The sequence below is a fragment of the Phormidium sp. FACHB-592 genome (genome assembly GCF_014695795.1).
GTDB lineage: Bacteria > Cyanobacteriota > Cyanobacteriia > Leptolyngbyales > Leptolyngbyaceae > Stenomitos.
Window position 1 is genome coordinate 105,701 of the sequence record NZ_JACJOZ010000058.1, and the last position, 13,060, is coordinate 118,760.

The 13,060-nt window shown below is 50.9% G+C and carries 10 protein-coding genes and 1 riboswitch; of the genes, 4 read left to right on the forward strand and 6 right to left on the reverse strand.

The window, feature by feature from the left end; translation table 11 throughout:
- Positions 1–12: 12 nt before the first annotated feature.
- Entirely contained in the window at positions 13–1,071 is a 1,059-nt protein-coding gene (locus tag H6F86_RS15780; RefSeq protein ID WP_190449558.1) for an adenosine deaminase, read from the reverse strand.
- 280 nt (positions 1,072–1,351) lie between these two features.
- Between H6F86_RS15780 and H6F86_RS15785 the strand changes: the two genes are divergently transcribed.
- Positions 1,352–2,704, forward strand: coding sequence for an adenylosuccinate synthase (locus H6F86_RS15785; protein ID WP_190449560.1), 1,353 nt, complete (start codon positions 1,352–1,354; stop codon positions 2,702–2,704).
- Positions 2,705–2,827: 123 nt separating this feature from the next.
- The gene (locus H6F86_RS15790; protein ID WP_190449561.1) at positions 2,828–3,451 is read left to right on the forward strand and encodes a 50S ribosomal protein L25/general stress protein Ctc; all 624 of its coding nucleotides are present in this window, start codon (positions 2,828–2,830) and stop codon (positions 3,449–3,451) included.
- A gap of 533 nt (positions 3,452–3,984) precedes the next feature.
- Here H6F86_RS15790 and trpB read toward each other — a convergent pair.
- The 4 genes from trpB to ntrB form a co-directional block, all read right to left on the reverse strand.
- The gene (gene trpB, locus H6F86_RS15800) at positions 3,985–5,238 is read right to left on the reverse strand and encodes a tryptophan synthase subunit beta (RefSeq protein ID WP_190449563.1); all 1,254 of its coding nucleotides are present in this window, start codon (positions 5,236–5,238) and stop codon (positions 3,985–3,987) included.
- A 333-nt stretch (positions 5,239–5,571) separates the two neighbouring features.
- A complete protein-coding gene (locus tag H6F86_RS15805) occupies positions 5,572–6,411 on the reverse strand; it encodes an ABC transporter ATP-binding protein (RefSeq protein WP_190449564.1) in 840 nt (279 codons plus the stop codon).
- A gap of 59 nt (positions 6,412–6,470) precedes the next feature.
- A complete protein-coding gene (locus H6F86_RS15810) occupies positions 6,471–7,892 on the reverse strand; it encodes a CmpA/NrtA family ABC transporter substrate-binding protein (RefSeq protein WP_190449565.1) in 1,422 nt (473 codons plus the stop codon).
- A gap of 309 nt (positions 7,893–8,201) precedes the next feature.
- Positions 8,202–9,041, reverse strand: coding sequence for a nitrate ABC transporter permease (gene ntrB / locus H6F86_RS15815; RefSeq protein ID WP_190449566.1), 840 nt, complete (start codon positions 9,039–9,041; stop codon positions 8,202–8,204).
- A 123-nt stretch (positions 9,042–9,164) separates the two neighbouring features.
- A riboswitch (cyclic di-AMP (ydaO/yuaA leader) is annotated at positions 9,165–9,326 on the reverse strand.
- A gap of 296 nt (positions 9,327–9,622) precedes the next feature.
- Between ntrB and H6F86_RS15820 the strand changes: the two genes are divergently transcribed.
- Both H6F86_RS15820 and H6F86_RS15825 read left to right on the forward strand, forming a co-directional pair.
- A complete protein-coding gene (locus H6F86_RS15820; RefSeq protein ID WP_190449660.1) occupies positions 9,623–11,164 on the forward strand; it encodes an AAA family ATPase in 1,542 nt (513 codons plus the stop codon).
- Positions 11,165–11,255: 91 nt separating this feature from the next.
- Complete coding sequence (locus H6F86_RS15825) at positions 11,256–11,663, forward strand: DUF1257 domain-containing protein (protein ID WP_190449568.1); 408 nt, start codon at positions 11,256–11,258, stop codon at positions 11,661–11,663.
- Positions 11,664–11,724: 61 nt separating this feature from the next.
- On the opposite strand, the gene H6F86_RS15830 is transcribed toward H6F86_RS15825, so the two are convergent.
- A complete protein-coding gene (locus H6F86_RS15830) occupies positions 11,725–12,987 on the reverse strand; it encodes a GNAT family N-acetyltransferase (RefSeq protein ID WP_190449570.1) in 1,263 nt (420 codons plus the stop codon).
- Between the last annotated feature and the right edge of the window lie 73 nt (positions 12,988–13,060).

The following is a 13,060-nucleotide window of genomic DNA, read 5'->3' on the forward strand; positions in this document are numbered from 1 at the left end:
GGCAGTTTTTTGTTAACGTTGAGCGATCTCGTAGGGGTTGGCTGCCTCTCGATCAGGCTCAATCTTAAGCAAGCCGTTTAAAAGCGAGGCAGGGCGCTGGCTATAGGGCCATGCAAACGCATGACGGAAGGCTGCATCCTGACACGCTTGTAATTGCTCAAAGCCGATAATGTCGTGGGTTAGCAGATTTTCATATTCAAACGGTAGGCGAACGTCGTGTAAACCCGCGTTGTCGGTACAGATAGCGATGTCAACACCGGCATCAAAGCAGCGATCGAACACCAGCTTTAGTTGCGAAATGTCCTCTAAGGTTCCGGTTTGCAGATAAGTTGTTGGGCAGACCTCTAGGCATTGTCCGCGTTCGGCAACTTCTTTCAGTAAGTGCGGATGGTGCAAGGGAATCTGAATACCATGCCCAATCCGCATTAGGTAGGGCAGTAGTTCGGGATAACAACCGTCTCTCGTTTCGTAGAGGTGCCCCGTGGTGCTGAGTCCCAGCGATCGCGCATAGGCGTACAGTTCAACAAACTCATCCAGACGCTCACCATAGTGATTGTCACCGCCCGCTATATCGATCGCGCAGACGTAATCAGGTGACTGGGCTGCGAGATCAACGATCGCTCGGTTGACTTCATAGGGCAGCCGCGTGTGCATACACAAAATTTGGCTGGTGACGATCGGGTATTCGTTGAGCCGACTTGCTTTGCCAACGATCGACACAATTTCTGCCATCAAATCAATGCGTTGTGCTTGTGTGAGATGATCAGGCGTGCGTAAGTACGGTGTATAGCGCAACTCAAGGTAAGCCAAATTCTCAAAAATATAGGCACCCCGCATCAAGCGATAGATAAAGTAAGGGAGCGCCTCTGCCGTTTGCACAGATTCCACCAGGGTATGCAACTCCAGATATTCGTCTAGAGTGCTACGGGGACGGGTGTAAAAATCCTCAAACTCAGGGTAAAGCGGAAAGCGTTGCGCCAGCTTAGAATCATTCCGTTGCAGGTACCGCCACAGAACGCGGGGCACAACTGATCCTCCAAGGTGACGGTGTAACTCAGCGTATAAAGCCACAAGAACCTCTTCAGGGTAAAAATAAGGTGTTTTTAGTCTAAAAGGACTCTCAAGCTGCGAACCGCAATAGGCGCAGTCGTCGATCATTTGTGATATCCTAACGAATCTGCTGAAGGCGTAAGATCGTCTTCAAGTGCTGCCAGGCTGAAAGTAGCTCTATGGCTAAGTGATACTAGCCACCTATTTTGTTCGGCGACGTTTTGCTACTGACACGTTGACACAAGTGTCTCTTTCTGGTGATAATCAACGTTTGTGCAAACTCTAGCGCTGATCAAAACTCTTGGCTAACGTTGTTGTCATCGGTGCCCAGTGGGGCGATGAAGGAAAAGGAAAAATCACCGATCTGCTGAGTAAATCGGCAGATGTTGTTGTTCGCTACCAGGGTGGAGTGAACGCGGGTCATACAGTGGTGGTGGATGAGCAGATCTTTAAGCTCCATCTCATCCCATCCGGCATTCTTTATCCCGATACGGAATGCATCATTGGCTCTGGCACCGTGATCGACCCCAAAGTCTTAATTGGTGAGCTAGATCAGCTAGAGTTGCTCAACGTTTCGACCCGCAATTTACTGATTTCGGAAACCGCTCACGTCACGATGCCCTACCATCGGTTGATTGACCAGGCATCAGAGGAGCGGCGGGGCGAACACAAAATTGGCACGACTGGTCGAGGCATTGGTCCTACCTACGCTGATAAGTCTGAGCGTACGGGTATCCGGGTCATAGATTTGATGGACTCTGACTCGTTGCGGAAAAAGCTGCGGTGGACAGTGGAGTACAAGAATGCCATTTTAGAAAAGCTCTACGCTTTGCCACCGCTCGATGCTGATGCCGTCATTGCTGAGTATGTGCAATATGCCGATCGCCTGCGTCCACACGTTGTAGATAGTTCGCTGCGGATTTACGATGCGATTAAACGCAAGCGCAACATCTTATTTGAAGGCGCGCAGGGCACCTTGTTGGATTTAGATCACGGCACTTATCCCTACGTTACCTCCTCTAACCCGGTTGCTGGTGGCGCTTGTATCGGTACAGGCGTAGGTCCAACGATGATCGATCGAGTCATTGGGGTCGCCAAGGCATATACTACCCGTGTTGGCGAGGGACCCTTTCCCACTGAGCTTCATGGCACAATGGGAGAGTTGCTGTGCGATCGTGGCGCAGAGTTTGGCACAACCACAGGACGGAAACGTCGCTGCGGCTGGTTTGATGCGGTAATTGGTCGCTATGCTGTCCGCATTAATGGGCTGGACTGCTTAGCAATTACCAAATTGGATGTGCTCGATGAGCTAGAGGAGATCAATATTTGCACGGCTTATGAGGTTGATGGCGAAACTTGTCACGATTTTCCAAGTAATTCGCGCAAGTTTGCTCGCTGTCAGCCGATTTACAAAACGGTTCCTGGCTGGAAGCAGTCTACTGCCGACTGTCGATCGCTCAACGATTTGCCACAGCCTGCTCTAGACTACCTCAAGGTGCTTGCAGAGTTGATGGAAGTACCGATTGCGATCGTCTCCCTCGGTGCCAGCCGTGACCAGACCATCATTGTTGAAGACCCAATCCACGGTCCTAAGCGTGCCCTTTTGTACACTAACGGCACCACAGCAACCGAAACGCACAAGCTAGAAGTCTAAATTTGAGCGGAACGAGATGTAAGGAACAAGTCAAGTATGATTCCTCACAGCTGTCTCCGCCTGATTGCCTCTTTGTTTTACCCCTGTTTGCTTTTTCACCCCTCGTCCTTCATTTGATTCACCATGGAACTTACGCTTGAATGTCAAACTCGCCCTGCTGGCAGCAAGGCAAATGCTCTCCGTCGCGCTGGCTTGATCCCGGCAGTGCTGTATGGTCACAAAGGTGCGGAATCAGTCTCCCTAACTGTTAAAGCTAAGACGGCTGAACTGCTCGTCCGTGATGCATCAGTTAACAACACGTTGATTCAGGTAAATGTGCCTGAAATACCGTGGAAAGGCAAAGCATTGCTGAGAGAAGTACATTCCCATCCCTGGCGTGGTTATGTCTATCACCTAAGCTTTTTCTCCGTTGGCTCTCAAGAGTCTTTAGATGTGGATGTGCCTATTCATCTAGTTGGCGAAGCAACCGGTGTGAAAAACGGTGGTGGCTCGATCGATCACGGTTTGACAGAACTACAGGTGCGCTGTGCGCCCGATTTGATTCCAGAATCTATTGAAATTGATGTGACCGGATTGGATGTTGGCGATTCGCTCCACGTCCACGAACTCACTCTGCCAAACGGCGTGACGGCATTGGGCGAGCCCGATCGCGTGGTCGTAACGGTGTTGGCACCATCTAGCACTGTAGCAGCCGAGGCTGCTGAAGAAGAAGCTGCTGCCGCTGCCGCTTCAACTTCGGGAACCTAATAGTATCTACTCTAATAGCGCAGCATTGCAGTGATTGATTAAAGGGCATCCCTAGGGGTGCCCTTTAGTTGTTAATGGGTACTGTACTCTTACGCCTCTTTTTTAAGCTTTTTGGCATCTGCCATACAGCCACAGTTATGTCATTTGATCATCTTTGCAAGTTGCTCTCCGAACATCTACAGCATTTTGCCGCCTGGACTTTGGGGGTAATGCCAAAGCTGGTAAGCGTACTTAAAACGGAGTTAAGCATTGAACCCATTTGGGCGGATTCTGTCACCATTGTTCCGGGAGGGCAGGATGTGGGGGTCCGTTCTTTACCAGGAAACACTCTAGGAAGGTCGCCCAGAAGAGGTTTGACGCTTATCTTGAGACGGCTGAAATGCCGCTTTGGCACGATCGACGAATCTGTGCAGTCGCAAGTTACAACCCTCCCCTCTTTTAAAGGATTAGGGGAAGCTCTGTTAGACTTCTCTGAACCAGCCGATTTAAGCAGCTGGTTACAAAAGACATCAAGATTAAGCAACCGTCTACAATCAGGTGAGATCCAACACTTTCGCAACGGTTTGGACATCCTTGTCACCGCGACCAGAGCAGTTAATGACAATGCGAGGATTGCCAGAAAGCTGCGGGCAGAGCATTTCAAGTAGGGCGATCGCATGTGCCGTCTCCAGCGCAGGGATGATGCCTTCTAATTGCGACAACCGTTGAAAGGCAGCAAGCGCTTCAGCATCTGTGACGCTGTAATATTCCGCCCGACCCAGATCTTTTAGGTAGCTGTGTTCCGGTCCCACACCGGGATAATCTAGTCCTGCGCTGATGGAGTGCGCTTCTGTTACCTGACCATCTTCATCTTGCAACAGGTAGCTCATAGCACCATGCAGTACACCCACGCGCCCTTGTGTGAGAGTTGCTGCGTGTTTTTCTGTATTGACACCTTCTCCGGCTGCTTCCACACCAATGAGACGAATGCTTGGCTCGTCGATAAATTCGTGGAATAGCCCGATCGCATTGGAGCCACCACCTACACACGCCAGCAAAATATCTGGTAAGCCGCCCCATTTTTCCTGGCATTGAGCACGGGTTTCTTGCCCAATGACTGCATGGAACTCCCGCACAAGCATGGGATAGGGGTGCGGTCCTGCTACAGAGCCAAGAATGTAGTGCGTGTCCTCCACATTCGTGACCCAATCTCGAATTGCCTCAGAGGTCGCATCTTTCAGCGTCCCAGTGCCTGCTTCTACGGGTGATACTTCTGCACCCATCAGCCGCATACGAAAGACGTTCAGCGCTTGCCGCTCCATATCCTGTACGCCCATATAAATGACGCACTTAAGACCAAACCGCGCACACACAGTCGCCGTTGCCACGCCATGCTGCCCTGCACCTGTTTCGGCAATTACGCGCTGCTTGCCCATACGCTTTGCCAACAGTACTTGTGCTAAGGCATTGTTGATCTTGTGAGCACCTGTATGATTCAGGTCTTCGCGCTTCAGGTAGATCTGTACACCCGTGCCATCCGGTCGAGCATAGTGAGCCGTAAGCCGTTCAGCAAAATAGAGTGGGCTGGGTCGTCCTACGTAGTCTCGCAAGAGTCCCTGAAGTTCCTGTTGGAAGTCGGGTTCGGCATGATAGCGCTGAAACGCTGCTTCTAGCTCAAACAAAGCAGGCATGAGCGTTTCGGGGACGTACTTGCCGCCAAATTTGCCAAACCGCCCCAATGCATCAGGACGATTTTGCAGTAAAGCGGCTGCCGTTTGAAGCTGGGAGGGGAGAGGCGTTGTAGTCACAAGTTCACGGGAGTGGAGAATAGCCTTTATTATACGTCTGAGACTGTGAGGCGTTCAGTCGAGGGACTAGTTTCTGTCCGGAGTCTTATAACCTTGTCTAACAAAAGGCATCAATTGAGCCATGCCTGAGCACTCTGCACAGCGCTAATGTTCTATCTCTAAAGCACTTTATTGGTTATCGGCATTAGTACAGGACATAGACAACTTAGGAATGGGAATTAAATAAGTTCGATCCTTGGTAGGAGGGGGTTTTGCTGTCCAAGCGATTGCAGGCTGCCGTTTGGTCTGCTAAACCCGCCCGTACAGTTTGCGGATTGATTAAAGTCACGATCCTTAGTCGTCCCGATCGAACCGATGGAGGAGAAAGTCTAAGGCAGCCGCGTGAAGCTGTTGATAAGCAGGATCATGGCGAATAGCCATGCGATCGCGCGGGTGCGGAAAGGGGACATGCAGAATCTCGCCGATCGTCGCCTCTGGTCCATTAGTCATCAAAACAATGCGATCGCTCATGTAAATCGCTTCATCAATATCGTGGGTAATCATCATCACTGCCTGACGCTGGCTTTCCCAAATTCTCAGAACCTGCTGCTGCAACTTGCTGCGAGTCAGCGCATCTAATGCTCCAAACGGTTCATCCATGAGCAAAATCTTGGGCCGCACTGCCAGCGCACGAGCAATGCCAACCCGTTGCTTCATGCCGCCTGACAGTTGATCGGGGTATTTCTCAGCGGCAGCAACGAGATTCACCATTTCTAGATGAGCGTTAACTAGCTCAGCTTTGCGAGCCCCAGGTAACGACTCAAACACCTCGTCTACTGCAAGGCGAATGTTCTGGCGCACTGTTAGCCAGGGCAAGAGGCAGTATTGCTGAAACACCATCATACGGTCAGAGCCCGGTTTGCGAATGGGCTGACCTTCCAGTCGTATACTACCCTGCGTGATTGGCTCTAAACCGGCTACTAGCCGCAACAGCGTTGATTTGCCGCAGCCAGAATGACCCACGATCGTCACAAACTCTTGCTCGCCGAGCGTTAAGTTGATGTGATCCAGCACGATTGAGTGTCCGCCCTGAGGCTTAGGGTAGGCTTTAACGAGATTCTCAATTTCTAGAAAGGCTGTAGACCCAGCATCCGGACGCACTTCATTTGCAGGCTGGGGAGAAACATTAAGCATAAGAACCTCCTGTAGAATACGATTTAGAGTCTGCTTGCCTTGTCTTACGCAAGGGAGAATTACGCAAGAGAGATATTGGTCGGACGATTGGCACGAATTTCAAAGCTTTTTAGATAGCCATCCAGATCGCTGGGGTCAAACGATTTGTTGTCCATAAATAACGTGCCCGGTTCAACTTTGTAATCCTCTTTAGGGCACGCAATCCCCATCTCGGCGGCAATGTCTCGATACAAATCGGTACGCCATGCCTCACGCGCAATCTTTTCTGCCTGGGGCGGGATCGCAGGAATTTGCCCCCACCGAGCCGATTGGGTCATGAGCCAAAGGCTTTGCGATTGCCAGAGAAAGGTCGAATGATTGCCTGCAATGTTACCTTCTGCCGCTGCTAGCTCAGACGGAATGTCAAAGAAAACAGTGGTTTCATCCGGTTTGTTGACAACGCGCGATCGCTCGTCAAAACCACCATAATCGTAATTGCCCAAAATGGCAGGGCGAGTCATCTTCGGTTTGGCACCAGTAAACGATCGCTCTGAGATTAATTCTGCTACCTCTTGCCGATTGTTCGGATCACTGCAATACTGGCAGGCTTCAATCATGGCTTTCACCAGCGATCGATAGGTTTTCGGGTTTTCGTTGATAAAGGACTCCTGCACCGCTAAGAGGCGATCAGGATGCCCTCGCCAAATTTCTCGCCCTTGAGCAAAGGTAAAGCCAATGCCTTCGTTGCCCTTAATGGCACGGGTGTTCCAGGGTTCAGCGACCATATACGCCTGCATTGCACCGATTCGCATATTGACTAACATCTGTGGCGGCGGCACGATGATGATGCGAAATTCTTCAAGTGGGTTGATGCCTACTGCCGCAACGATATAGCGCACAAAATACTCGTAGATCGCGGAACTCAGGACCACTGCCATAATGCGTTCTTCCGATGGCAGGCTGTTGAAGTAGCGATGAAAATCCTGCCTAAACGCATCCAGGTTGCCATTGTAGTCCTGCCAGGGACGTATACCTGCATCCCACATGGCTCGGTTCATGGTGATAGCATTGCCATGCCGATGAATTGTCATCGCTGCACATATTGGGGCACTCCTGGCACCTTCTGCTCCAGTACGGGCATTCGTCACAGCGCCAGAAACTACTGGAGCCGCATCTAAACGACCAAAAACAACGCCATCACGCGACGTTGCCCAACTGGCTTCACGGTTGAGTTTGACGTTTAAGCCATATTTGCGAAAAAAGCCTTTCTTCCAGGCGATCGCAAACGGGGCACAATCATTAACAGGCACATAGCCAATGACAAGGTTGGACTTTTCTAACGTTTCGGGCTGCACCACACGTTCGACTGCCAAAGCCTCGGGCGTGAGCGCTGACGGGCTACGATTGCTATCGATATTCAGTGAAAAAAGTGCGGCACCTGTCAGGGATGCTCCGGTTGCAGTGAGAAAACTGCGCCGTGACCAGCGTCTACGATGACTCATAATGTGTTGCTCAATGAGGAACAGCAGTTGTTAAAACTAACAATTAGCAAAGCCGTAAAGCTAACAATTGACGAAGATGGCTAGGGAAATGAGAAAGAAAAAGCTAACTACAAGAACCTGAGCTAGCAGCCAATTTCATGTTTAATGAAGCCGTTCTCAATACCTCTACCTCTACCTATAACTACGCTAGCTATCCATTAATGAAAGGTTGATGGATAGAGCAAGCTTATAGAGTTGGTTTAACAGTGTTTAATGCTAAAGATTCAGAGCCAGCGATCACTATAATCGCAATGCTAAAAAAGCAGTAGCTTATGATTGTGCGGGTCTATGGGTTACGGCTTCCTGAAGCTTGCAAAGCAGCCAATCGAGCACCAAACCTGTGAGACCAATCAACACCACCGCCATAAAGACAGCACTAAGATTTAAGCGACTCCACTCATCCCACACAAAAAAGCCAATACCAACCCCGCCCGTCAGCATTTCAACGGCTACGATGACCAACCACGCTACCCCTAAGCTGATGCGTAGTCCGGTGAAAATATAGCTCAAGCTCGCTGGCAGAATAATCTTTAGAAGCTGTCGCCAACGCGGCATTTCTAACACTTTAGAAACATCAATGTAGTCCTGAGGCACGCTAGAAACGCCTAAGGCAGTATTAATCACCGTTGACCAGAGCGACGTAATGAAAATGACAAAAATTGCAGAAGGATTAGCTAGGTTGAAAATAGCTAACGCAATAGGCAACCATGCTAGCGGCGAAACGGGTTTAAGCACTTGAATCAGCGGATTGAGCGCCAGATAGGCAGGACGATACAGCCCGATTAAGAAGCCGATCGGCACAGCGACGATCGCCCCCAACACAAACCCAATTAGTACACGGCGAATGCTCGCTAACAAAAGCCAGCCGACACCTAAATTGCCAGGACCACGCCTGTAAAACGGATGGATGATGTAGTCCCAGTTTGCCGTCAGCGCTTGCCAGGGCGTTGGCATAATCTCGCTTCTAATGGTTGCAAGCAGCCACCAGAGAGCAATTACACCAGCAAAACCAGCGAGCGGCAACAGCACCGTATCGCGCCAAAAAGCTTTACGAAAACGATTAGCGGTAGCATAACTGGCATTCACCGCCAGATCTAGCAGCAATGTCATGGATCGCACCTCATTTCATCAGAACGTTGGCTGTTTCTGAATATCCAGTCAAGAAGTCTGATGAAACCGACACTGCATGACAACAGGCATCTCAAAGCCTATCGCTATGGAGCAATCATCAATCAGTCTTCTCTCAATGCCTACGAGGTTAGCTGTCGGGCTAGGGTTGAGAGATACCCTTCATCAAAGCCTTTACCATACAGATAAAGTGCCCTTGAAAATGCGCCCCATACTCTTGGGTCTTGGTTCCCCCGCTCTTCACTCTGTCTTAAGCGCTATAGACTTAAACTGTAGAGTGCAAATTAGGCTGACTATTCAGTTAAACAGAAACTAACATTAAAAGCTTCAGTTTTCAACACTCCTCTTCAAAAAATCCTTGAGGTAATGCTTTGAAGTCCGTTAATGTTTCAACGTTTTACATCTCATTGTTTTTCTTAAAGTTAGTAGCATTTTAGTAGGCTTAGTAGGCGATCGTTTGTCTGTTACACTCTCCCCTCATGCTTGATCGTCCCCTATCTACTGCCAAGCTGACCGCTACTCCCTTCATTCCGCATTACGACTTGATCAAGGAACTCGACTTGATGCTGCGGGCACACTATCCGTTGCTTTACATCGTGGCGGTTGAAGAAGAACCTGTTGAGGCAGTCTTACGGCAAGTTGCAGCCCAAGCGCAGCCAATTCGTAGCGTGCTCCTGTGGGACATTGTGCGTGGTTGGAATGATAACAGCACGGCGAAAGGCAGTGTGATGGCAGCGCTCGATCGCATCAGCAAAGCGCCAGCCGATGAAGACACTATCTTTGTTCTCTGCGACCTCCATCCACTGTTGAGAAACGCAGCCAGCGACAAAAATGCGCCGATCGTGCGCGAAATTAAGAATCTTGCGAAAGACTTGAAGCGCACCCGCAAGACCCTGGTATTGATCAGCCATACGCTGGAACTGCCGATCGAGCTAGCCGAGGCAGTCACCGTCATTGATTTTCCGCTGCCGAATCCGCAGGAGATTGATCATTTGATTGCCCAGTTAGTGGCACCAGAAGCGCTGAAAGTGAAAGGATTGGCGCGAGAACAACTGGTGAAAGCGTGTCAGGGCTTGAGTGAAATACGGATTCAGCGCGTTTTGGCAAAGGCACTGGCGGCAAGGCAGCAGGTCAGTGAAGCCGATATTGCGGGCGTGCTAGAGGCAAAGCAACAGGCTATTCGGCAAACGGGCATTCTGGAATTTCTCACCGTGCGGGATTCGCTCAAAAGCGTGGGCGGGTTGGAGAACCTGAAGCAATGGGTACGGATGCGGCAGGATGTGTTTACCGAAGAGGCACGGCGCTACGGCATTCGCAATCCTAAAGGCGTGCTGCTGGTGGGCATTCAGGGCACAGGCAAATCGCTCTCAGCCAAGACGATCGCTCATGAATGGCGGCTCCCGTTACTGCGGCTTGACACGGGACGGCTGTTTGGCGGCATTGTGGGTGAAAGTGAAAGCCGTGTGCGCCAGATGATTCAACTTTCTGAGGCGATCGCGCCCTGTGTGCTGTGGATTGACGAAATCGACAAAGCCTTTGGCAATATTAACAGCGGCTCGGATGGCGATTCGGGCACTAGTCGTCGCGTGTTTGGCAGCCTTATCACCTGGATGCAAGAAAAGACTAGCCCCGTCTTCATCGTTGCCACCGCTAATAATGTGCAAATTCTGCCTGCTGAACTGCTGCGAAAAGGGCGCTTCGACGAAATTTTCTTCCTGAACCTTCCTACCGAGCCAGAACGGCAAGATATCTTTAAAGTGCACTTACAACGCTTGCGCCCCACTCGCTTACGAGAATTTGACGTGGGATTGCTGGCACGGCAGGCAAAGAACTTTAGCGGTGCTGAAATTGAGCAGGTGATTATCGAAGCCATGCATCAAGCCTTTGGACGCGGCAGCAGCGGACAACGGCAAGACTTCACTACAGAAGATATCGTACGATCGATCGAAGAAACCGTTCCCCTCGCCGCCATCGCCCGTGACCAGATCGATCGCCTCAAACAATGGGCAGCCGAAGCAGGCGCACGCACCGCTTCACAAGACGTACAGCTTGTTGAGGAACTGAAACGTCTCACCATTCAGCGAGGAATGAGGGATGAAGTATGAGTGATAAGTTTTGAGTTTGGAACGGACCTCTGCCTTTTGTGCCTCCCTACCCCTTCTGTTCTGCCTTTGCCCTTTAGCCTTTCCCCTTCCCATGTCCCACTTCACCGCGATCAAGACTCAAATCAAAGATGCTGCTGCGCTGGTAAAAGCGCTTGCAGATGTTGGCTTTAAGCAGGTTGAGGTGCATGAGACTGCCCAACATCTCTATGGCTTTCAGGGCGACGTTCGCGCTCAGACCGCAGAAATTATTATTCGACGTAAGTATGTGGGTAATGCTAGTAATGATATTGGCTTTCAGCAGCAGGCAGATGGGACATTTGAGGCGATTGTGTCGGAGTACGATCGTCGTAAGTACTCCCAACCGTGGTTAAACCAGGTAACGCAGCGCTACGGCTATCATGCGCTTATGGCAACGGCACCCGCGCAAGGGTTTACGGTAGAAGAAGAGGAAGTTCTAGCAGATGGCACGATCCGTGTCGTGGTTGGCAGGTGGACATGAAACGATCGTGCATCAGGCATTCCCTATGGAAGCAATGGCGATGTTGTTTAAGCCACAAGCCTTAGAAGAAATCCCAACAGAAGGGAGGTGTGCTTGCCCAGGCATTATCGAGGTTTGTTAGCAACGCCTGATCGCCCTCCACTTCCAGTTCTCCTGTCCACAGCAAATCGCGCGAGCGACGAAAGCCAGCAAACAGTTCGGTCAAATGCTCGATCGACGTTTTAACGACGGTTGAGGCAGGTTGAACTGTTGGGTGCATCTTCCCATCCGCAAAGTTAGCCGTGATCGCGCGATCGCCCAGAATGGGATCGGTCAACTGAAAGGTCAGCGTGAAGGGTGGCTGTGCCGTGATTGGGCGAAGACGAAATGCTGCCTCCAGATCAACCAAACGCCACATAAAACCAGCATTGATTGTGCCCAGATGATGCGTCCAGCCAAACTCGGAAGGAATGGCAGCAAGAGCCGGATCACGCCGTTGTTCGCTCAATAGATGGGGAAACGGATCATCAGCAGATGTGTTCCAGACGATCGTCGAAACTTGATCCCGCAGCGAGGCTAGAAAGCCTAGAATGCCTCGGTAAGCGGCAGGCGTTGGGGCGACCCATTCCTGCACGATTGCCGCAAGTACATTCTGTGGTGGTTCCAGTCGGGCAAATTGCACAATGACATAGCCCAGTGGCTCCCCTGCTTCCGCATAGCAGTACACTTCACGTCCGGTTACGGGTTTCACGCGAGCCTGCCACTGCCAATCCCACCGCTTGAGCCAACCGTTACGGCGCAGAGCTTCTCTCTGATAGATTGCTTGCAGCATCGGTTCATGCTGAAACGGGTCATAAGGGACGATGTACGATCGCTCCATATAATTTGGCAAATGACGCGCAGCCACCCGATATTGGTGCGATCGTCCCACCCATGCCCAGCCCATTTTGCGATAAAAGCCATGCTGAAAGGGATACAGCATCATCAGAGGCAACTGTTGCGTCTGCGCCTCTGCCAGCGAGTGTTCTAGCAACACCTGGGCTAGCTTTTGCCCTCGAAAGTGAGGCGCAACCGCCACGGCTGCAATGCCCATTGCAGGCAACACCTGCCCCTCAAAGCAAACTTCCAGGCGTAACTGAGCGTAGCTACCAACCGCCAACCCAGTCATGCCCTGTATCGCTACAAAGAGCGATCGATCAGGCAATGCCAACCCCTGCCCATACCACTCGCGCTCGATGTCAGCGTTAGTACTTAACGGCGCAAACGCCAGGCGATCGAGATTTACAATCTGCGGTAAGTCGCTATCCTCAGCAGCGCGAAGGATAATTCCAGGTGGTTGGGTCATGCGTTTCAGCCATTGTGGGTCGCTCCGCTCTACAGAATAGGCAGAGAGACAGCAATTTAATGGTAAGTCACAG

Bases quoted from the DNA above. Each gene is read 5' to 3' on its own strand.
- H6F86_RS15810 (WP_190449565.1), bottom strand. From the start codon at position 7,892: ATGAGTCATCGTAGACGCTGGTCACGGCGCAGTTTTCTCACTGCAACC.
- H6F86_RS15830 (WP_190449570.1), bottom strand. From the start codon at position 12,987: ATGACCCAACCACCTGGAATTATCCTTCGCGCTGCTGAGGATAGCGAC.
- H6F86_RS15790 (WP_190449561.1), top strand. From the start codon at position 2,828: ATGGAACTTACGCTTGAATGTCAAACTCGCCCTGCTGGCAGCAAGGCA.
- H6F86_RS15820 (WP_190449660.1), top strand. From the start codon at position 9,623: ATGCTGCGGGCACACTATCCGTTGCTTTACATCGTGGCGGTTGAAGAA.
- ntrB (WP_190449566.1), bottom strand. From the start codon at position 9,041: ATGACATTGCTGCTAGATCTGGCGGTGAATGCCAGTTATGCTACCGCT.
- H6F86_RS15825 (WP_190449568.1), top strand. From the start codon at position 11,256: ATGTCCCACTTCACCGCGATCAAGACTCAAATCAAAGATGCTGCTGCG.
- H6F86_RS15805 (WP_190449564.1), bottom strand. From the start codon at position 6,411: ATGCTTAATGTTTCTCCCCAGCCTGCAAATGAAGTGCGTCCGGATGCT.